Origin of the sequence: Paraburkholderia sp. BL10I2N1 (assembly GCF_004361815.1) — a bacterium.
Lineage (GTDB): Bacteria > Pseudomonadota > Gammaproteobacteria > Burkholderiales > Burkholderiaceae > Paraburkholderia.
In genome coordinates this window covers 2,317,202-2,337,027 of record NZ_SNWA01000001.1, presented here as the reverse complement: position 1 = coordinate 2,337,027, position 19,826 = coordinate 2,317,202, and the positions used below count along the sequence as shown (strand labels likewise).

Below are 19,826 nucleotides of genomic sequence, written 5' to 3'. Positions count from 1 at the left end.
CGTCATCGTCCAAGGATCAGGCTGACATTGCTGCCGCCGAATGCAAACGAATTGCTCATTACATGCTGCGGGCCAGACGCGCGAGACAGGTAGCGTTCGCTCTCGACGAGGTCGAGTGCCGGCAGTTCGCGATCCGCTTCGCCGTCCCACAGATGACGTGGCAACGCGACGTCATCGCGGGCGAGCGCGAGCCATGCGAAGCCGAGTTCAGTTGCGCCGGCCGCGCCAAGCTGGTGACCGGTCAGCGGCTTCGTGCCGCTCGTGGCGACGCCATCCGCGAATACGCGCGCCATCAGGCGAGCTTCCATTTCATCGTTCTTGCGCGTGGCGGTCGCGTGCAGATTCACATAGCCGATCGCCGAGGGCGCGAGGCCCGCTTCGGCAAGCGCCGCGCGCAACGCGATTTCACCCCCGACGCCTTGTGGGTCCGGCGCCGAAATATGGTGCGCGTCGCTCGATTCACCCACGCCTGCGAGCACCACCGGTCCTTCTTCACGGCTCATCAGGAACACGGCAGCGCCTTCCCCGACGTTGATCCCGCAGCGATTGCGGCTCATCGGGTTCGTGCGTGTGCTGCTGGTCGACTCGAGCGACGCGAAGCCCTGCACCGTCAGCTCGCACAGCGAATCGACGCCGCCGATGATCACCGCATCGCACAGTTGCAACTGCAGCAGACGGCGCGCCGAAACAAACGCCTTCGCGCTCGATGTGCATGCTGTCGAAATGGTGAATGCCGGACCGTGAAGGTCGAGCGCGGCGGCCGCGAACGGTGCGGCGGTGCCGATTTCCATCTGCCGGTAATTGAAGCTCTCGGGCAGCTGGCCCGCTTGCGCCTGGTGGATAAACGCGGTTTCGGCCGCCTCGATCCCCGAGGTGCTGGTGCCCAGCACCACGCCGATCCGGTGCGCGCCGTAGCGCGCACGCGCCGCTTCGATGTGGGGCGAGATCTGTGCAAGTGCGGCCAGCAACAGGCGGTTATTGCGGCAGTCATAGCGTGCCAGCGACGCATGCGGCGCGACATCCAGCGACGCCGTCACGCGACCCACAAACGCATCGCCGGCGCGCATCTGGACCACGCCCATCCCGGGCGACCGCGTCGCCGCGAGCGCCGGCAGGATCGATTCGACATCGGCGCCGAGCGCGTTGATCATGCCGAGCGCGTGCAAATAGACTCGTGGCGCGTTCATGCGACCCTCCTTTCATCCGATGGCATGCCGATCGGTGCCAGCAGCACCGACACGGCAATGCCGAGCGCGAGCGTGGCGCCGAAGCTCTTCAGCGCGGGCATCTCACTCATGCCGAGCGAGCCGAACGACAGCAAGGTCGTGGCCGCGGACAGCAGCACGCCGGTCCACACTGCGCCGAGTTCCTGCGGCGCGCGCATGCAGCCTTCGCGCAGGAATACCGCATAGTTTGCGCCTACGCCAAGCACCAGCATCAGCGCGAGCCAGTTGAAGAGATTGAGCGGCACGCGGGCATAGCCGAACACCGCGAGCGTCACGCCGACCGCCAGCAGCACCGGCAGTGTCAACGCAAGGCCACCACGGGGCCGGTAGCGCAGCATCAGGAGCGCCAGCACGAGCGCCAGTGCGCCCGCGAGCCACAACCCGCTGTCGACGCGATACGCGCCGAACAGCTTCGACACGCTCGCCGCCTTGTCGACGAAAGTAACGCCCTCCAGCGTCTGCGCGGTCGCCACGAGCGTCGGCTGATTTTCAGGCGTGACTCGCTGCGGAATCACGACCGCCGCATAGCCGTGCGACGGAGCATCGACCGCGCCCAGCCAGAGATGCCGGTACGGCTGCGACCAGGGCGCAGCAAGCCAGCGGTCGACGCTCAAAACCGAATGCTCCGACTGCGCGTAGGTTTTCAGCCACGTATCGACAACGTCGTCACGAAAACCAGCGTCGGTCAGCATCGCGCGCAAGGCCGCGGGATCGTTGAATACGTGTTGCGCGATCAGCGTCCGGTCTTCCTGCTGGCGTTTCGCGGAAGGCACAAAGGAAGTCACCGACTGCCAGCCATCCACTCTCATGTTGATGGGCAGCGCATCGAGCCGGGTGCCAAGTGCTTCCGCGCGCTGCAGCACGATCTCGGGCGTCTCGCCGCGCACGACGAAGAACTGCGCGCTGTTGTCGACGCCGATCGCGTCGCGCACCTTCTGCTCCTGCGCGACAAGCACCGGATCGCGCTGGATCAGCAGATGGATGTCGTCATCGCTGGTGAGGCGCAGCCAGCCAGGCACCGCGACAATCAGCGCCAACGCTGCCACGCCCCACGCGCGGCGGCCGCCAATCGCCGCATGCCAGCGCGCCAGCAACTTCGCCGAGGCAACGAAAAGCCGCCGCGGACGGCGCTTCGGCGGGCGCACCAGCAGCGCGGGAAGCAACCACAGCACCGAGGCGAACGCCGTGCAGATGCCTGCTATCGCGAAGCACGCAATCTGCTTGAGCGCCGGAAACGGCACCCAGGCGAGGATCGCGTAGCCGAGCAGGCTCGTCACGAGCGCGACCGTCAGCGCAGGCCGGACCTCGCGGGCACCGCGCCTCGATTCCCAGTCGTCTCGCGCGCCGAGATAGACGACGAAGTACTGGATCGAGTAGTCGACCGCCTCACCGATCAGGCTCGCGCCGAACACAAGCGTCAGAAGATGGAGCTTGCCGAATACCAGCATCGTCACGGCGAGCGCACAGACGACGCCGAGCGCCGTCGAGACAAAACCAAGCAGCAACAGACGCGGCGAACGGAACACCCACAGCATCAGCAACGCAATCCCGCATGCGGATACCGCGCCGATCAGGTGCACCTCGCGCTCCGACGCGGAACGCGCCGATTCCGCGTAGAACACCGCGCCGGTGCGTGCGAGCGTCACGTCGGGATATTGCTGTCTGAGCGCTGATTCACCGCTTGCCACCGCGTCGAGCACCGCATGCTGGGTCTTCGATTCGTAAGCCGAGCCCGGCAGCGTCGCGACGATCAGGACGCTCGTCGCAGCGCCGCGATGCACGACCAGCAGGTTGTCCTCGATTTCCAGATTCGATGTCGCAAGCGGCAGGGTCGTCAGCCAGTGTTCGAGCCAGCCAAACGGATCGTCGGCAACCGGCGCCGAAAGGCCGCCCTGCAGCGGGCTGTACAGACGCCGCGCAAGCGCATCGTGCAGCGCGGCCGAACCGTCGGCAAGCGCCGCGCGATCGGCCGGCGCAAGCAGATTGAAGCGGTACGGCAGGTACAGCCGCGTGATCTGCGTCGGGTCGAACGGCGGCACTTCCGCGATGACCGAGCCGAATGCGCCGCTCTTCGAGAGCGTCGCGCCAAACGTTTTCGCGGCCGCCTTCGCGTGCGCCGCATCGTTGGCGGTGACGAGCAACACCGTGCGATCGCCGAGCGCGGTAGCGAGCGTATCGACGGCCTGTTCAGCGACAGGGTCGGCTTCGGTGGCCGGCAGCAGAGCCAGCAGATTGGTCTGCAACGGCGACGAGGCACTGAAACGCCACACGCAGTACAGCGTCGCCACGACGGCCAGCAGCAGCCACGCGGCGCGCATGCCCCACGCATGTCTGGTTGCCTGCCGTTGCAATGCGTACATCACTTCGCTCCCAGCAGCGTGCGTTCGGACTGCTGCAGTTCATCGACCGCGCGGCTATTGGCGAACTCGATCTGGGTCACGTCGCCGTTGGCGAGCGTGATGCGCAGCGTCTTCAGATAATCGCCGCCCTCCATCTGCAGACCCTTGATTGCCTGGGCGAGCTGCGGCTGGTTCGGCGTCAATTGCATGCGCCATTGCCCGGGCGTGCCTGCGGCCTTGACGTCGAATTGCGAATACAGCGCCGACAGATCGCCGCCGAGCATCGCGCGCATCATCTTCGAGACCTGCGCGACGCCGCGTGCGCCCTGCTGCGGCGCGTTCGTGTTCACGCGCTGACCCGCTGCGTTGACTTCGGCCACGCCCGCGTCGGTGATGACGTAGATTGCCTTGTACGGCGTGTCGATCTGCCAGAGGACTCCGCGCTCACGGAAAAACACCAGCGAACCCGTGCTGACGAGCGGCCTGTTCATCGCCGAGAGTGTCTGCGTCTGCGTGAACTGCGCGCGCACGCCCTTCGCCTGAGCGAGCTTGCCTGTGATCTGCTGCACCAGTTGCGTGTCGCTCGCCGATGCGGATTGTGGCGCGACGGAAGCAGCGAAAGCGCCCACCGAAGGCAACGCACCCGCGATCAGCGCCGCACAGATGCACGCGCGAAGTTTCAGCGTGACCATGCGCGCTCCAGTTTCTCGAAGACCACCGGAGGCGAGACGAACTGCAGTTCCTGCGTCGCGGCATCGACCGCCACCTGGATCGTGTAACCCTTCGTCAAACGCGTGCCCGACGTGCAATCGACGATCTCATAGCCAATCTTCAGCCGGTTCTCATACTCGAGCAAGGTCGCGCACACGTCGATTTTCTGGCCGTAGGTCGCCGGCCGCACGTACTTGAGATGCGCCTCGACGATCGGCCACAGATAGCCGGACTGCCGCATCTCGTGATAATCGTAGTCGAACACGCGCAGCAGCGCCGCGCGGCCGATCTCGAAGTACTTCAGATAGTGCCCGTGCCAGCAGACGTTCATGGCGTCCACGTCATGAAACGGCACTTCGACCGTCGTGCTCGCCGTCAGCACTTTCGCGGATTCAGTCATGCCCCACGTCTCCGCGATAGCCGTCGATCAACGCGCAAGCGGCGATGCACGCCGTCAACGCGCGCAGGTCACCCTCCAGCGCGCGGTCTTCGTCGACGAACGGCGAAGCCGCTGTCACGCGATCGGCAAACGCGCGCAATGGCACGGGCACGGGCGTCGCCTCGTTGATCCGCAGGCGCAGCTGCACGGCCTGCACGGTCGCGAGCGTGTGGGCCGCCGCGACCTGTTCGGTGAGTTCCAGCACGCGCAGGCAATCGCGGGCAGCGATCGTGCCCATGCTCACCTTGTCCTGGTTATGCGCCTCCGTCGAACGGGAAAACACACTGGCAGGCATCGTCAGTTTGAGCGCTTCGGCGGTCCATGCGGACGATGAGATCTGCACGGCCTTGAAGCCATGGTTGATCGGTGCGCGCGCGGCCGATGCGCCCGACAGGTTGCGCGGCAGGCCGTTATTGAACTTGTCGTCGACGAGAAGCGCCAGCTGGCGGTCCATCAGATCGGCCAGATTCGCGACGGCGACCTTGAGCGAATCCATCGCGAACGCAATGTGGCCGCCATAGAAATTGCCACCGTGCAGCACGCGTTCGCCGTCCGGATCGATCAGCGGGTTGTCGTTGGCACTGTTCAGTTCGTTCTCGACATCGCGACGCACCCATGACAGCGCATCGCGCGCGACTCCGATCACATGGGGCGCACAGCGGATCGAGTAGCGATCCTGCAACCGATGGCCCGGCGTATCGGCGCGGTCAGCGAGATCTTCACGTATCCACGCGGCTGCCTCGGCCTGGCCTGCGTGCGGTTTCACTTCGAATAGCATCGGGTCGAAATGCGCGGCGCGGCCGTCGAGTGCCACCGTCGACAGCGCCGTCAGGCGTGCGGCCAGCCGGCTCAGGTGATCGGCGCGCGCGTAGGCAAGGCACGCGAGACCCGTCATCACCGCGGTGCCGTTCATCAGCGCGAGGCCTTCCTTCGGTGCGAGCGTCAGCGGTGCGCGTCCGAGTTGTGCCCAGACGCCGGATGCATCGCGAAACTGGCCGTCGAACAGCACGTCACGTTCGCCGACGAGCGCCGCGGCAACGTACGACAGCGGCGTGAGGTCACCGCTCGCGCCCACCGATCCTTCCGACGGAATGCGCGGTAACACGCGATGGTTGATCAGGTCCGTCAGACGCTCGAGCAACACAGGGCGTACACCCGAGAAACCATACGCCAGCGAATTGAGCCGCGCGGCGATGACGGCGAGCGTCTGCGCGTCGTCGAGATGTTGCCCCATGCCGCAGCCGTGATAGCGCGTGAGCTGCAGCGGCAGCGCTTCGACGAGATCCATCGGCACGTCGACGACACACGCATCGCCATAACCGGTGTTGACGCCATACACGGTCTCGCCCGAGGCGAGATGCCTACGCAGAAATTCCGCGCCGCGTTCGATGCGCGAGCGCCATGCAGGATCGCCGCTCAACACTACCGGCACCCGACGCTGCGCGATCGCGACCACCTCTTCGATCGTCAGCCGCCGGCCGCCGATCACGATGGCGTCGGCCCCGATCGCCGCGACCGCGTCGTCGCGGATCAGATCATGTTCGGCCATTCGCGCCTCCGTTGGCGGATTCCGCAGGAAGTGCCCTTGCGGGTCGCTCCCGTGGGGAGCGCGCCCAGAAATCGAAAAAATTGAACCATTGAAAAGGAGCCTTGCAGCAGAAATATTCAAGACGCGCCGCATAGCGTTGCGCCCACGAAGCCAGATGCTGTGCGCGTTCGCGGCGCGGCAGGTCGATGCGCTGGGCGAACGGTTCGAAATAGAGCCGGTATCCCGGATGTTCCTTGATGCAGAAAAACAGATATACGGGGCAACCCAGCGCATGCGCGAGCACGTACGGGCCCTGCGCGAACGGCGCGATCTCGCCTAGAAACCGCGCTTCCGTCGTGCGGCCGGATTCGTTGGCCGGCACGCGGTCGCCGACGATCACGAGCAGCTCGCCCGCATCGACGCGCTCCTGCATCATCATCGCGGTCTCGGGACCGAAGTCGCTGACCTCGACGAGGCGCTGCGCAAACTCGCTGCTCGCCGACGCCAGCACACGGTTGAAACGGCGCGCATGCTCCGTGTAGACGATGGCCGTCACTTTCGCGTGCGCGCCGCGCGCCGCGAGCGCGCGCGTCATTTCCAGGTTGCCGAGGTGCGCACCGATCACCAGCGCCCCGCGGCCACTCGCAATCAGCGCTTCGAACGGCTTCGGGTCGTCGAACCGCACGTTGGCCGTGTTGACATGGCCCGACCATGCAGCGAGTTTGTCGAGACCGGACTGCGCGAAGGCGAGCATCTGGCGGTACGCGGAAAGCCAGCCAGGACGCGGCGTCTTCGCGCCGGGCAAAGACACCTGCTGAAGGTGCGTGAAGTAGTCGCGCGACGCATCGCGTGCAGCGCGCCCCGTCAGCAGAAAATAGGCAACGACCGGATGCAGCCAAAGCTCGGTGAAGCGCATGCCGAACAATCGGCAGCTGAGTGCCAGCAGCGTCATGCCGAGCGCGCTGCCGCGTTCCGCGATGCCCCACCATGGGCGCGGGCCGTCGCGTTCCTGCGATGGCCGCGGCGCGCGACGCGGCATCAGCTTGTGCGCGAGCAGTAGCGGAAGCCTCAGGACCATGCCGGTCACAAGCCGTATATGACTGCGGCTGATACGCACGTTGTCCCACAGCACGTCGAAGTGCGAGACGCCGTCGGTCGCATAAGTCACGCGCGTTCGAATCGCGCGGAACACGATGCGCCGCCAGTGCAGGCGTACGAGGATCTCAATGTCGAAGTCCATGCGCGTCGGCAACTGGACACTGTCGATCAGCGCGCAGGCGACGTCGAGCGGATACATCCGGAAGCCGCACATCGAGTCGCGGATATCGAACGACAGCGTTTCGATCCACACCCACACATGCGTCAGGTAGCGGCCATAGAGGCGCGACTTCGGCACGCTGTCGTCATAGACCGGCCGCCCCAGAATCACCGCGCCAGGCTCGGCGCGCGCGGCATCGAGGAAGCGCGGAACATCGGCGGCATCGTGCTGGCCATCGGCGTCGATCTGCAGCGCATGCGTGTAGCCGGCCGCGCGCGCTGCGCGCAGGCCGGCCATCACCGCCGCGCCCTTGCCGCCGTTGACGGGCAGGCGCAGCAACGTGAGCTGCCCTGCGTAACGTTCGGCCAGCGCGGCGAGCACCTGCTGCGTCGCCTCGTCGCTACCGTCGTCGACGATGAAGAGCGGCAAACCGTGCACCACGAGATTCGCAACGGTCGAGGCGATCGCGTCCTTGTGGTTGTAGATCGGGATGACGATACAGGGGGCGAAGTTCATGCGCGCTCCCGATACACGATCACGCCGGACGAGCAGTCGCGCCCCTCATGCCGAAAGTTGAACTGCACGCGACGCCGCGACGCATCATGCGCGAGCGTCAGGTCCAGTATCGCGCCCGGCAACACCGGCGCCATGAACTTCAGCCGGTCGACCGACGCGATCGCCCGTACGCCGGCAACATGCGCGCAAGCAAGGCGCGCCGCCCAGTCGACCTGCACGACACCCGGCAGGATCGGCAGACCGGGAAAGTGGCCGGCGAAGTGGACGAGCGTCGGCGGCACGCGCAGCTCATAGCGCACCGTGTCACCGCTGCGTGCTTCGGCGAGTACTTCGACGCCGTCCTCGCGCGCGCCGAACGCAGCGGCAACCGCGGCGACCGGCAGCTTGCCGCGCTCATCGAACGGCAACGCGATCCGGAAGCGCCAGTGGCGCGGCAGCACGACGACGTCGAAATAGGCCGCAAGATGACGGCGCAACGTTTTCGCGAGCGCCAGCCGCCCTTCGCCTCGCAGCGCGTCGCTGCCTGCGTCGGTGAGCGCGACAAGTGCGCCGACGCGCTCGCGCGTCGCGCCTTCAAGCGGCACCACGGCGGCCTGGGCGACGTAGGGGTGCAGCGCGAGCCGTACTTCGAGTTCGGGCAGCGACACGCGCTTGCCATCGAGCTTGATCACGCGATCGAGGCGGCCCGCCAGGCGGAAGCGGCCGTCGTCGTCGAAGGAAATTGCGTCGTCGGTACGATGCCAGCCGTCGTGACCCAGATGCGGTGAACGCACATTGAGCGCGCCGTCTTCTTCGCGACGCACTTCGATCCCGGTCACGGGCTGCCAGGCAGCCGATTCGTTTTGCCGGCGCCAGGCGATGCCGCCCGTCTCGGTGCTGCCGTAGATCTCGAACGGAGCTGCGCCGAACGCGTTGGCGTATTCAAAAGCGGCTTCAGCGGCAAGCGGACCGCCCGACGAAAAGAACGCGCGCGGCACCGGCGACAGCGTCGCGAATCCGGACAACGCAGGCCAGCGCGAAAGTTGCGCAGGTGTCGACACGACAACCGTCGCGCCGCACCTGTCGATCCGTTCCTGGAGATGCAACGGTTCGGTGGTGATCGTGCGATCGAAGGCGCGCCCTGCAGCAAGCGGCCACAGCACCCGAAACAGCAGCCCGTAGATGTGGTGATGCGGCACGCTCGCGAGCATCGTCGCGTCGGCGACGAGCGCGCCCCATTGCCCTTCGAGCGTGTGCACCTCGGCGTTGAACTGGGCGAGTGTTTTGTGGATCGGCTTCGGTGTGCCGCTGCTGCCCGACGTGAACAGCGTGAGTGGCGCATCCGGATCGATCGACGTGCTGCTGTGTTCGTCCGGCAGCGCGGGCGTGCCGGGATCCTGCAGATCGGCATCCGTCAGCACTGCATCGAATGCGCCGGACAGGTCGGCCAGATAGCCGGGCGTCGCGTTCGCGGGAATGACCGGCTCCTTGCCGCATGCAAAGAGCGCAAAGAGCGCCGACGCGAAGTCGAACGGATCATCGACACACAGCGCATAACGTCTCGCCGCGGGCTGCACGCGCAGCATCGCGGCAATCGCCCGCACGCGCGCGCGGAACGCGGCGAAATCCAGCAACCTGTCGCCATCGCGGCAAACCGGCGTCGCATCGGGCCGCACGGCGCACAGCAGGTCATGCAGCGCGATCATGCAGCCTCCGAGCGCGCGGCACGCGGCATCAGCACCAGATAGCGCCACGCGATTTCTCCGACCAGCAGCACGCCGACCAGCCCATAGGCAATCGCGCCGTTATAGAGAGACCACGCATCGCGTGTCCAGTAGAACGCCGTGTAAGCCGAAAACGCGCCGTTCACCGCGAAGAACGCACACCAGATCTGCGTGACGCGACGCGTATACAGCACTGCGGACGCGCTGAGATCAGGCGTGCGGATGCGGGCGAATTTCTCGATCATCGTCGGGCCGCGCACGAGCGTTGCGCCGAACGCGATCAACAAACCGAGATTCACGAGCGAAGGATAGATACGCAGCAACATCTCGCTGTTGGTCAACACGATCGCGGCCGACGCGCAGCTCAGCAAGCCGGCGACCCACCAGTCGACAGCCGTCAAACGACGCAGCGAGGACGCGAAGCTGCCTGTGCCGGCGAAACGCTGCAGCCAGAGAATGGCCAGCAGCATCAGCCCGATATAGCGCGGCGTATCCCACTTCCATGCACTCAGGATCAACGCCGGATAGGCCAGCTTCAACAGCACCTGCATGACGACGCGCGCCATCCTGCCGGCGGCTGGCCCCTGCGCACCCGACTGAGCCGGTTGCATCAGCCCTGCGCCGCGAGCAGCGACTCGACTGCGCCGATCACGTCGCCCACCGTGCGCACCGACCTGAATTCTTCCGGCTTGATGCGACGACCGGTCATTTCCTGCAGCTTGATCGCGAGGTCGACGGCATCGATACTGTCCAGATCGAGGTCTTCGAACAGATGAGCCTCTGGCGTCACACGCTCAGGCTCTATCGCGAAGTTCTCTTTGAAGATGGCGCGGATGCGCTCAAGGATCTCTGCGTCGGTCACGATTTATTCCCCTTTTTTGACGGTTTCGTCAGCTGCATGCGCCGGCTCGCGCTGGCTCGCGACGAGCGCGGCCAGAGTATTGATCGAGCGGAAGTGCTCGCGCGTGCGTTCGTCGTTTGCAGCGATGGTCAGTTGGTATTGTTTTCGCAAAACGATGCCGATTTCGAGCGCGTCGATCGAATCGAGACCGATACCGTCGGTGTCGAAGAGCGGCGCATCGTCGTCGATGTCGGCAGGGCTCAGGTCTTCCAGATCAAGTGCTTCGATCAGGAGCTGCTTAATTTCCAGTTTTAAAGAATCCATAATCGAACAGATGCTGTGTAATGTGCGCCTCGATAGCGCTGGTCACGGTGCGCGCGGCAATCGCCGGCGGAGTATCGTGGGCGGCAAGACAGTCGACCCCGAGGGGTTCAAGCACGCTAACGCGCATGCGGAATGCACGCGCCGGCACGTTGTACCAGCGCATCTGCTTGGTGAAGGCCGGAGGATCGCAATCCATCAGCACCGGCAGGATCGGCGCGCCCGCCTTCAGCGCCATGTGCGCGAAGCCGCGTGAAAACGCATGCAGGCGGTTCGGCGCGGGGCTGCGGGTTCCTTCCGGGAAAATGATCATCGTGTAGCCGGCTTCGAGCTGCCGGCTACCGGCTTCGACGAGTTCGACAGGATCCGCATTGCTCACATATTCGGCCGCACGCACGATGCCGTAGAAGCACGGATTGCTCCAATGCGCGTTCTTCACGACGCAGCACGCGTGTGGCGTAAGCGAGAGCAGCACCATCACGTCGAGATAAGTCGGGTGATTCGCGACGATGATCGCAGGACGGCACGTACGCAGCGCGTCGCCGCCCTGCACTTTCAGGTCCATCACACCGCCGCGCCGCAGCACGGCGACCAGCGCCCGGAAAAACCAGTGGATGACCGTCGTCACCGCAAGCTGACGCGACGCTCGATGCGGCCACAACCAGGCGAGCGGGAACACGAGCACCGAAAACAGCACGCCGCACACGCCGAACACCACGAAGGCCATGCCGGTGGCGCACAGGCGCCATGCGAAATCAAGCCGCGCCATCATGCCAGCTCCAGTGCCAGGTCGCACTCGCGCCTTGCCACGCGGCCGCCGAGTGCGTGTCGAGACAATGCTCCAGCGCCTGGCTCTGCGTCGGAAAGCAGGCGGGCGCAGCGTCCGCCGCAGGCGCGCGGGTGAGTGCACACGTCAGTTGCCCTTCGGCGCGACCCGCATCCAGCAGGATCGCGAGTGCGCCGCCCTGCACCTCATCTTCGATCGTGCCGTAGGCTGGATCCGCCGGTTCGTCGGCGTAGACGATCAGCACGGGCGTGGCGGGATCCGCCGCGTATTGGGCGTGCGCTTCGAGCATCGCATAACCGACTGTTTCGGCCCCCGCCGAAATGGCGTTGGCAGCTGACCGGTCGCTACGCGCAATGCTGAACACGCCCGTCATCGCGTTGAGAACCGACAGGCTGAACGCGGTCGGCGAAACGGGCTCGCCCGCGCTGATCGTGCGCAGGATGTCGGTGGTACGGCGCAATTCGCCGTGCCGCGACGCGAATACGACACGCACGCCAGCCAGATCGCCGACGCAGTCGTGCGCGACCTTGAGCGCCGCCCGCGACAGCGTGCTCAGACGCCGACGCACGATCGGCTCGATAAAGCCAATATCGGGGGCGGTGGCTGCGACGGCAGGCCAGGAAGACCAGCGAGCAACCGGAATGGTCCAGTGCAGATCGGGCATATCGGTGTTCGCACGATTGAAAGCTGCCAGGGCTACGGGCGTCTCATCGCACGCGCCGGCCAACGGCGCGACGTGGACGCATAACCCAGCTCTAGTAGACGCCAACCGGGGGTTGATCCAGTCTTGTTATGTGTTCAGCGAATTAACGGCATTCGCCCGGAATTATTTAGGGCCGGGCGGCAAGGCCATGAGGGTTAATTCGACTCGGACTCCCCCGTGGAATCGCCGGAATCATACTGAACATTCTGAATTAAATCAGCCACAAAAGACGTATCCATCTGTATCCGTGTCGCCCGCGCGACGGAAGGTCAGACGATTTTGTACCTTACCTCCAAAAGCCCGTCATTAATGGGATCACTCGATTCGTCGACCCAGTTCGGCAAGTCGCCCGGCTTTACTTTCTGTAAAACGTTTGCTTCCCGGACACTTCGCCGTGCGTGCAAACACCGATGCTATAATCCGCCCCTCATTGGGGAGTAGCCGCCCCGCAACACGCCCGCGCAAGCCGAAACGCCTGCGCCACACGCGTGACACGCGGGGGCGCCTGTCAACAGACTTGGCCTGTAAGGCCATGGCAGACGCAGCCTCTGGCCTGGCGAGACCGATGATCCACCACCGCCGCAACGGGGCCCGGCGCGTAGTGGGTCGTCGCTCGTGCATATTCCGGCCCGAGGAACCATCACACCGTGCATCAAGCCTTTCTGATCTCGACCGGCGCTGTCGCGCTCGCTGAAATCGGCGACAAGACGCAACTGCTTTCGCTCGTCCTCGCTGCCCGCTATCGCAAGCCGCTACCGATCATTCTCGGGGTCCTCGTCGCCACGCTGGTCAATCACGCGGGCGCCGGCGCGCTGGGCGCATGGCTCGGCACGCTCGTCACACCGACTCTCATGCGCTGGGCGCTCGCCGCTTCGTTCATCGGTATGGGGCTGTGGATTCTCGTGCCGGACAAACTCGACGACGAAGAAGCCAACACCAACCGCAGCCGGCTTGGCGTGTTCGGCGCGACGGTGGTGACGTTCTTCCTCGCGGAAATGGGCGACAAGACGCAGATCGCCACGGTCGCGCTCGCCGCCCGCTTTCACGACTTCTTCTGGGTGGTTGCAGGAACGACGCTCGGCATGATGATCGCCAACGTGCCGGCGATCCTGCTGGGCGACCGGTTCGCCCACCGGCTGCCGACCAAGCTCGTGCACGGTATCGCCGCAGTGATGTTCGTCGTGCTTGGAGCGCTCGCACTCTTCGGCGTGGGCGCTTGAGCGGCATCGTTTGCCGATCCTGTCCGCACAAAAAAGCCGGCCCGTGAAGTGGCCGGCTGTTTTTCATCCGCGCATCCTGCTCGCTGAACATGGCGGCGTAAGTTACTGCGCGACCTTCGGCGCGGAAGCAGGCGCACCGGAAGCAGGCGACGCCGCCACTTCGTTCGAAGGCACTGCTCCGTTGCTGTCGACTGGGAGCTTCACGGTCTGCACGGCGCCGTTGCCAAGCGGGAAGCCCGACAGCGCGCTGCGCGCAAGATAAGGCATGGCGCGCACCAGCGACGATTCGGCACCCGAGTTGCGCGCCGTCACCTTGTACACCTCCTTGCCGGTCGCGCGCTGGGTGATGCGGATACCGAGCACATGCGTGTAGACCGGATAGCTCTGATCGACATAGCCCGCCGGGAACGGGCCGAACGGTCCCCACGGATCGATCATTGGACGCCCCCAGTAGTACGGCGCTGGCCACGGGTTGTAATAGACGGGCTGCGAAACCGTCACCATATCGCTACGGATCCCGTAGCTGAGCGCCACCAGATAGCGCGCTTCCGACAGGCTGACGCGCTGGAACGCGTGGGTGGCGAGCTCGTGTGCGACGAGCTGTTCGTAGGTCGACTGTTCGAGATTGTTCTGCTGGTCGGGGCTGCGCTCGAACGCGTAAGTGCGGGTAGTGTCGCTGCCGCTCCAGTCGGAGAAGGCCGTGACCTGGGTCTCCACGTAGGTCGTACAGCCGGAAAGCATCCCTGCCAGTGCCGCCAGTACCAGCGCGGCGCGACGGGTCCATCGGTCGAGCGTCATGGTCTTCCTTGTGTTTCTTCAGCTTCTGATCCAGGCCGCGCGTCCAGGCACGGCGGCCTGATAATACGCTGACCCGAGCCATCGGTAAAAAGTTCGCCCGCATGAAGCGGCAAGGCTTTGTACAATGGCCCGACAGGCTCGTCCGGCGCACCGTGCGCGCGTGGCGGCCACCCTGCACTCTCCACACCAAAACCACCATGTCCGACACCGCTACGCCTGCCGTGATCCGCCGCGCCGACTACGCACCGCCCGCCTTCCTGATCGACACCGTCGCGCTCGAGTTCGACCTCGTCCCGGAACGCACGACGGTCCGGAGCACGATGCGCGTGCGCCGCAATCCCGACGCCGCCCGCACGCCGCATCTGGAACTGATGGGCGAGCAGATGGAGTTCGTCAACGCGACGATCGACGGCACGCCGCACGCCGCCGCGCATCCGCATGAGCACGGTCTCACGCTCGACAATGTGCCGGATGCATTCGAACTGACGCTCGTCTCCGTCTGCAATCCGGCGGAGAACACGACGCTGTCGGGGCTGTATGTGTCGAGCGGCAATTTCTTTACGCAGTGCGAGGCCGAGGGCTTTCGCCGAATCACGTATTTCCTCGACCGGCCCGACGTCATGGCCACCTATACGGTGACGCTCGCCGCAGACAAGGCGGCCTATCCGGTGCTGCTCTCGAACGGCAATCTGATCGAGGAAGGCGAGCTGCCCGACGGCCGCCACTTTGCACGCTGGGAAGACCCGTTCAGGAAGCCGAGCTATCTGTTCGCGCTGGTCGCAGGCAAGCTGGTCGCGCTCGAGGAGCGTGTGAAGACCGGCTCCGGCAAGGAAAAACTGCTGCAGGTGTGGGTCGAGCCGCACGACCTCGACAAGACCCGCCACGCGATGGATTCGCTGATCCACTCGATCCGCTGGGATGAGAAACGCTTCGGGCTCGAACTCGATCTGGACCGTTTCATGATCGTCGCGGTCAGCGACTTCAACATGGGCGCGATGGAGAACAAGGGGCTCAACATCTTCAACACGAAGTACGTGCTGGCGAACCCCGAAACGGCGACCGATAACGACTTCGCGAACATCGAGGCGGTGGTCGGCCACGAGTATTTCCACAACTGGACCGGCAATCGCGTGACCTGCCGCGACTGGTTCCAGCTGAGCCTGAAAGAAGGCCTGACAGTATTCCGCGATCAGGAGTTTTCAGCCGACATGGCCGGTGGCCAGCTCAACGGCAGCGATGAAGCCGCCCGCGCGACCAAGCGCATCGAGGACGTGCGCGTGCTGCGCCAGATGCAGTTCGCCGAAGACGCAGGCCCGATGGCGCACCCGGTCCGCCCCGAAAGCTACGTCGAGATCAACAACTTCTACACGATGACGGTCTATGAGAAAGGCTCGGAAGTCGTGCGGATGTACCAGATGCTGTTCGGCCGCGACGGGTTCCGGCGCGGCATGGATCTGTACTTCAAGCGTCACGATGGCCAGGCGGTGACCTGCGACGACTTCCGCAACGCGCTCGCCGATGCAAACGGCCGCGACCTCGCGCAGTTCGAGCGCTGGTACAGCCAGGCCGGCACGCCCCGCGTGACAGTGAAAACCGCCTGGGACCCCGCACAGCGCAGCTATAGCGTGACGCTCACGCAGGGTTACGGCGAAGGTTCGCCCACCGCGCGGGAAACGCAAAAGGGGCCGCTCCTGATTCCGTTCGCGATCGGCCTGATTGGCCACGACGGCACGGACCTGCCGCTTCGCCTTGAAGGTGAAGCCGCGGCGGCGCAGGGCATGACGCGCGTGCTCGAGTTCACCCAGACCGAACAGACCTTCACGTTCGTCGACGTCGCGGAACGGCCGCTGCCATCGCTGCTGCGCAATTTCTCGGCGCCGGTGATCGTCGAGTACGACTATACGAACGACGAGCTCGCCTTCCTGCTCGCGCACGACAGCGATCCGTTCAACCGTTGGGAAGCCGGTCAACGCCTGGCGACCCGCGAACTGATGACGCTCGCGTCGCGTGCGGCGACGGGCGCTGCACTGCAACTCGACGATGCGGTGGTCGCTGCCTTCTCGCGCGTGCTGACGGACGAATCGCTGTCGCCGGCGTTCCGCGAACTTGCGCTGATGCTGCCGTCGGAGGCGTATCTCGCCGAGCAGATGGCCGAATCGAATCCGGCTGCAGTTCACAGCGCACGACAGTTCGTCCGCAAGCGCCTCGCCAGCGCGTTGCACCGCGAATGGCTTGCGATCTACGACAAACACCAGACACCCGGCACGTATGAAGCGACGCCGGACGCCGCCGGTCATCGCGCGCTGAAAAATCTCGCGCTGTCCTATCTCGCCGAGCTGGACAGTCCCGACGATGCCGTGCGCCTCGCCAACGCCCAATACGACGCAGCCGACAACATGACCGACCGGTCGGCGGCGCTGGCAGCGCTGCTGACGGCCTCCGCGGCAGGCGGTGGCGCGCTCGCGCAGGCGGCGCTCGAAGACTTCTATCGACGCTTCGAGAAGGAACCGCTCGTCATCGACAAATGGTTCGCGCTGCAGGCCACGCAGCGCGGCAGCGCGCAGCGCCCGGTGATCGATATCGTGCGCGGGCTGATGACGCATCCGGCGTTCAACCTGAAGAATCCGAATCGCGCGCGCTCGCTGATCTTCAGCTTCTGCGCGGCGAACCCGGCGCAGTTCCACGCCGAAGACGGCTCGGGATACCGGTTCTGGGCCGAGCAAGTGATCGCCCTCGACGCGATCAATCCGCAGGTCGCGGCGCGCCTCGCGCGGTCGCTGGAACTGTGGCGCCGCTTCACGCCGGCCTTGCGCGACGGCATGCGCTCCGCGCTGGAAGCGGTCGCGGCACAGGCGAAATCGCGCGATGTGCGTGAGATTGTGGAGAAGGCGCTGGCCTGACGGGCTGTTTTTCCCGGGCACATGAAAAACCGGCGCGCGTTGCCGGTTTTTTTTCGTCCATCTGGATGGATAGCCCCGGCCGCCGCGCAGCCGCACGCGCGCGGCCGCCCTCGCGGCGGCCGCGATCGACCGCGCCCTCTCCGTCAAGCCGCGACGCAGGCCCTGAACTTCAGCGCGAGAGCTGCGCGCGCTTTCTTCGCTGCCTCGACCATCGACGTGAGCGCTGGCCCTACCTGCTGCCAGTCGCGCGTCTTCAGACCGCAGTCCGGATTCACCCACAGCCGCTCCGCAGGAATCCGCTCCAGCGCGAGACCGATCAGCGCGGCCATTTCATCGGCGCCCGGCACGCGGGGGGAATGAATGTCATAGACGCCGGGGCCGATCTCATTCGGATACTCGAAGGTCTCGAACGCCGCGAGCAGTTCCATGTTCGAGCGGGTCGTCTCGATGGAGATCACGTCGGCATCGAGCGCGGCGATCGAAGACAGGATGTCGCCGAATTCCGAATAGCACATATGAGTGTGAATCTGCGTATCGTCCTCGACGCCCGATACGGCCACCTTGAATGCGCGAACGGCCCAGTCCAGGTAATGTGCGCGGTCGCGCGCCTTCAGCGGCAAGCCTTCGCGCAGCGCCGGTTCGTCCACCTGGATCATGCCGATCTGCGCCGCTTCGAGCGCAAGCGTTTCCTGCCGCAGCGCCAGCGCGATCTGCAAGGCGGTCTGCGCATGCGGCTGGTCGTCACGCACGAATGACCACTGCAGCATCGTCACCGGGCCGGTCAGCATGCCTTTCACCGGCTTGTCGGTGAGCGACTGTGCGTAGGTCGCCCAACCGAGCGTCATCGGCTCCGGCATGTACACGTCACCGTAGATCAATGGCGGCTTCACGCAGCGCGAACCATAGCTCTGAACCCAGCCGCTCTCTGTGATCGCGAAGCCCCATAAAAGCTCGCCGAAATATTCGACCATGTCGTTGCGCTCGGCCTCGCCATGCACCAGTACGTCGAGACCATACGCGAGCTGCTGGCCGACAGCGAAACGGACATGCGCGCGCATCGCTTCGAGGTAGTCCAGATGGCTCAACCCGCCTTGCCGGTGAGCGGCGCGCGCCGCTCGAATCTCCGCCGTCTGCGGGAACGAACCGATCGTCGTGGTCGGCAGAAGCGGCAGATTGAAGCGCGCGCGCTGGGTTGCCGCGCGTGTCGCGTACGGCGAGCGACGCGTCGCATCGGCGTCGCTCACCGCTTCTACGCGGCGCTTCACGAGCGGATTGTGGATGCGCAGCGACGTGCGTCGGCTCGCGCAGGCAGCACGGGCATCATCGAACTCAGCGGCTACCGACGCGCGGCCGAGCGTCAATGCATCCCGCAGCAGCGCCACTTCGCGCACCTTTTGCACAGCAAACGCGAGCCATGCGCGCAGTTCGGCGTCGAGCTTCGCTTCATTCGCGAGGTCGACCGGCGTGTGCAGCAGCGAGCAACTCGTCCCCAGCCAGAGCCTCGGGCCCAGTTGCTGATGCGCCGCCGTCAGTCGTGCCAGCGATGCGTCCAGATCGTTGCGCCACACGTTGCGGCCATCGACGATCCCGCACGACAACACCTTGTCAGCGGGAAACGCGTCGAGGAACGCGTCGAGCTGCGACGGCGCGCGCACCAGGTCGATATGCACCCCGGCCACCGGCAGCGATTTCAGCAGCGTGGCGTGTTCGCTGACGTCGTCGAAATACGTCGTGAGCAGCAGCTTCGGCGCGTGCGGCACCAGCGCGTCATACGCGGCCGGAGCGGCGTCGCGCCATGCGTCAGGCAGATCGAGCGCGAAGATTGGCTCGTCAATCTGCACCCAGTCGACGCCCTGCTCCCGCAGCCGCGCAAGCAGCGCCTGATAGGCCGGCAACAGCGCCGGCAGCAGCGCGAGCCGGTCAGCGAGGCCGTCGCGCTCCTTGCCGATCCATAACAGCGTCAACGGTCCCACCAGCGCCACCTTCGCGTGATGGCCAGCGGCCTGCGCCTCCCTCACCTCGTCGAAGAGCCATGACACGCCCGCGCCGAAGCACGTCGACGCCGAATACTCTGGGACAAGGTAGTGATAGTTCGTATCGAACCACTTGGTCATTTCCATCGCTGGCTGCGTTGCCGTGCCGCGCGCCATCGTGAAATACTGCGCGAGCGTCAATTCGGCCGCGTCGAAACCGAAGCGCTGCGGCAGGGCGCCGACGTGCGCAAGCGTGGTCAGCACATGGTCGTACCATGCGAAATCGCCGACGGTGACGAACGTCAACCCGGCTTCACGTTGTGCGCGCCAGTGCGCGGCACGCAGCGCGCGGCCGGTTTCGCGCAACGCACGTTCGCCGTCCGCGGTCGGGCCTTCGCGCCAGTAGCGCTCCAGGGCGAATTTCAGTTCACGATGCGCGCCGATGCGCGGGAAACCCAGAATGTGTGCGGTGCTCATGGCCGTGTCGAATGGTTCGTTCGCAGAAGTCAGTGGATGAGCGCCAGTATCGAATTCGCCTGAATATTATTCAAACGAAAGTTTTT

16 protein-coding genes and 1 riboswitch are annotated in these 19,826 nt (G+C 65.2%); of the genes, 2 read left to right on the top strand and 14 right to left on the bottom strand.

The features are described from left to right. Positions 1-2 precede the first annotated feature (2 nt). The 12 genes from B0G77_RS10990 to B0G77_RS10935 are packed head-to-tail and all read right to left on the bottom strand — an operon-like array spanning position 3 to position 12,333. Entirely contained in the window at positions 3-1,187 is a 1,185-nt protein-coding gene (locus tag B0G77_RS10990; protein WP_133662154.1) for a beta-ketoacyl-[acyl-carrier-protein] synthase family protein, read from the bottom strand. Continuing rightward, entirely contained in the window at positions 1,184-3,586 is a 2,403-nt protein-coding gene (locus B0G77_RS10985) for an MMPL family transporter (RefSeq protein ID WP_133662153.1), read from the bottom strand. Before B0G77_RS10985 ends, B0G77_RS10990 begins: the two co-directional genes overlap by 4 nt. Beyond that, positions 3,586-4,257, bottom strand: a complete 672-nt coding sequence (locus B0G77_RS10980) for an outer membrane lipoprotein carrier protein LolA (protein ID WP_133662152.1) — start codon at positions 4,255-4,257, stop codon at positions 3,586-3,588. Before B0G77_RS10980 ends, B0G77_RS10985 begins: the two co-directional genes overlap by 1 nt. Then, complete coding sequence (locus B0G77_RS10975; RefSeq protein ID WP_133662151.1) at positions 4,245-4,676, bottom strand: thioesterase family protein; 432 nt, start codon at positions 4,674-4,676, stop codon at positions 4,245-4,247. Before B0G77_RS10975 ends, B0G77_RS10980 begins: the two co-directional genes overlap by 13 nt. Continuing rightward, positions 4,669-6,264 (bottom strand): aromatic amino acid ammonia-lyase, encoded by a 1,596-nt coding sequence (locus tag B0G77_RS10970; RefSeq protein WP_133662150.1) that lies wholly within the window; start codon positions 6,262-6,264, stop codon positions 4,669-4,671. The genes B0G77_RS10975 and B0G77_RS10970 overlap by 8 nt, the downstream gene beginning before the upstream one ends. After that, positions 6,251-8,017, bottom strand: coding sequence for a glycosyltransferase family 2 protein (locus B0G77_RS10965; protein WP_133662149.1), 1,767 nt, complete (start codon positions 8,015-8,017; stop codon positions 6,251-6,253). The genes B0G77_RS10970 and B0G77_RS10965 overlap by 14 nt, the downstream gene beginning before the upstream one ends. Next, complete coding sequence (locus B0G77_RS10960; protein WP_133662148.1) at positions 8,014-9,702, bottom strand: AMP-binding protein; 1,689 nt, start codon at positions 9,700-9,702, stop codon at positions 8,014-8,016. Before B0G77_RS10960 ends, B0G77_RS10965 begins: the two co-directional genes overlap by 4 nt. After that, positions 9,699-10,331 (bottom strand): hypothetical protein, encoded by a 633-nt coding sequence (locus tag B0G77_RS10955; RefSeq protein WP_243750968.1) that lies wholly within the window; start codon positions 10,329-10,331, stop codon positions 9,699-9,701. Before B0G77_RS10955 ends, B0G77_RS10960 begins: the two co-directional genes overlap by 4 nt. Next, complete coding sequence (locus tag B0G77_RS10950; protein ID WP_133662147.1) at positions 10,331-10,582, bottom strand: acyl carrier protein; 252 nt, start codon at positions 10,580-10,582, stop codon at positions 10,331-10,333. The genes B0G77_RS10955 and B0G77_RS10950 overlap by 1 nt, the downstream gene beginning before the upstream one ends. Before the next feature lie 3 nt (positions 10,583-10,585). Further along, on the bottom strand, positions 10,586-10,885 hold the full coding sequence (locus B0G77_RS10945; RefSeq protein ID WP_133662146.1) for a phosphopantetheine-binding protein: 300 nt from the start codon (positions 10,883-10,885) through the stop codon (positions 10,586-10,588). Beyond that, positions 10,860-11,654 (bottom strand): lysophospholipid acyltransferase family protein, encoded by a 795-nt coding sequence (locus B0G77_RS10940; RefSeq protein ID WP_133662145.1) that lies wholly within the window; start codon positions 11,652-11,654, stop codon positions 10,860-10,862. The genes B0G77_RS10945 and B0G77_RS10940 overlap by 26 nt, the downstream gene beginning before the upstream one ends. Further along, positions 11,638-12,333, bottom strand: coding sequence for a beta-ketoacyl synthase chain length factor (locus B0G77_RS10935; RefSeq protein ID WP_133662144.1), 696 nt, complete (start codon positions 12,331-12,333; stop codon positions 11,638-11,640). The genes B0G77_RS10940 and B0G77_RS10935 overlap by 17 nt, the downstream gene beginning before the upstream one ends. A gap of 459 nt (positions 12,334-12,792) precedes the next feature. Beyond that, positions 12,793-13,008: riboswitch (yybP-ykoY riboswitch) on the top strand. An 11-nt stretch (positions 13,009-13,019) separates the two neighbouring features. Between B0G77_RS10935 and B0G77_RS10930 the strand changes: the two genes are divergently transcribed. Next, entirely contained in the window at positions 13,020-13,592 is a 573-nt protein-coding gene (locus B0G77_RS10930; RefSeq protein WP_133662143.1) for a TMEM165/GDT1 family protein, read from the top strand. A 102-nt stretch (positions 13,593-13,694) separates the two neighbouring features. Here the strand turns inward: B0G77_RS10930 and B0G77_RS10925 are convergent, their stop codons facing one another. After that, positions 13,695-14,390 (bottom strand): DUF4136 domain-containing protein, encoded by a 696-nt coding sequence (locus tag B0G77_RS10925; RefSeq protein ID WP_133662142.1) that lies wholly within the window; start codon positions 14,388-14,390, stop codon positions 13,695-13,697. 197 nt (positions 14,391-14,587) lie between these two features. On the opposite strand from B0G77_RS10925, the gene pepN reads away from it, so the two are divergent. Further along, entirely contained in the window at positions 14,588-17,290 is a 2,703-nt protein-coding gene (gene pepN, locus B0G77_RS10920) for an aminopeptidase N (protein ID WP_133662141.1), read from the top strand. Positions 17,291-17,433: 143 nt separating this feature from the next. On the opposite strand, the gene metE is transcribed toward pepN, so the two are convergent. Beyond that, a complete protein-coding gene (gene metE / locus B0G77_RS10915) occupies positions 17,434-19,740 on the bottom strand; it encodes a 5-methyltetrahydropteroyltriglutamate--homocysteine S-methyltransferase (protein ID WP_133662140.1) in 2,307 nt (768 codons plus the stop codon). Positions 19,741-19,826 lie beyond the last annotated feature (86 nt).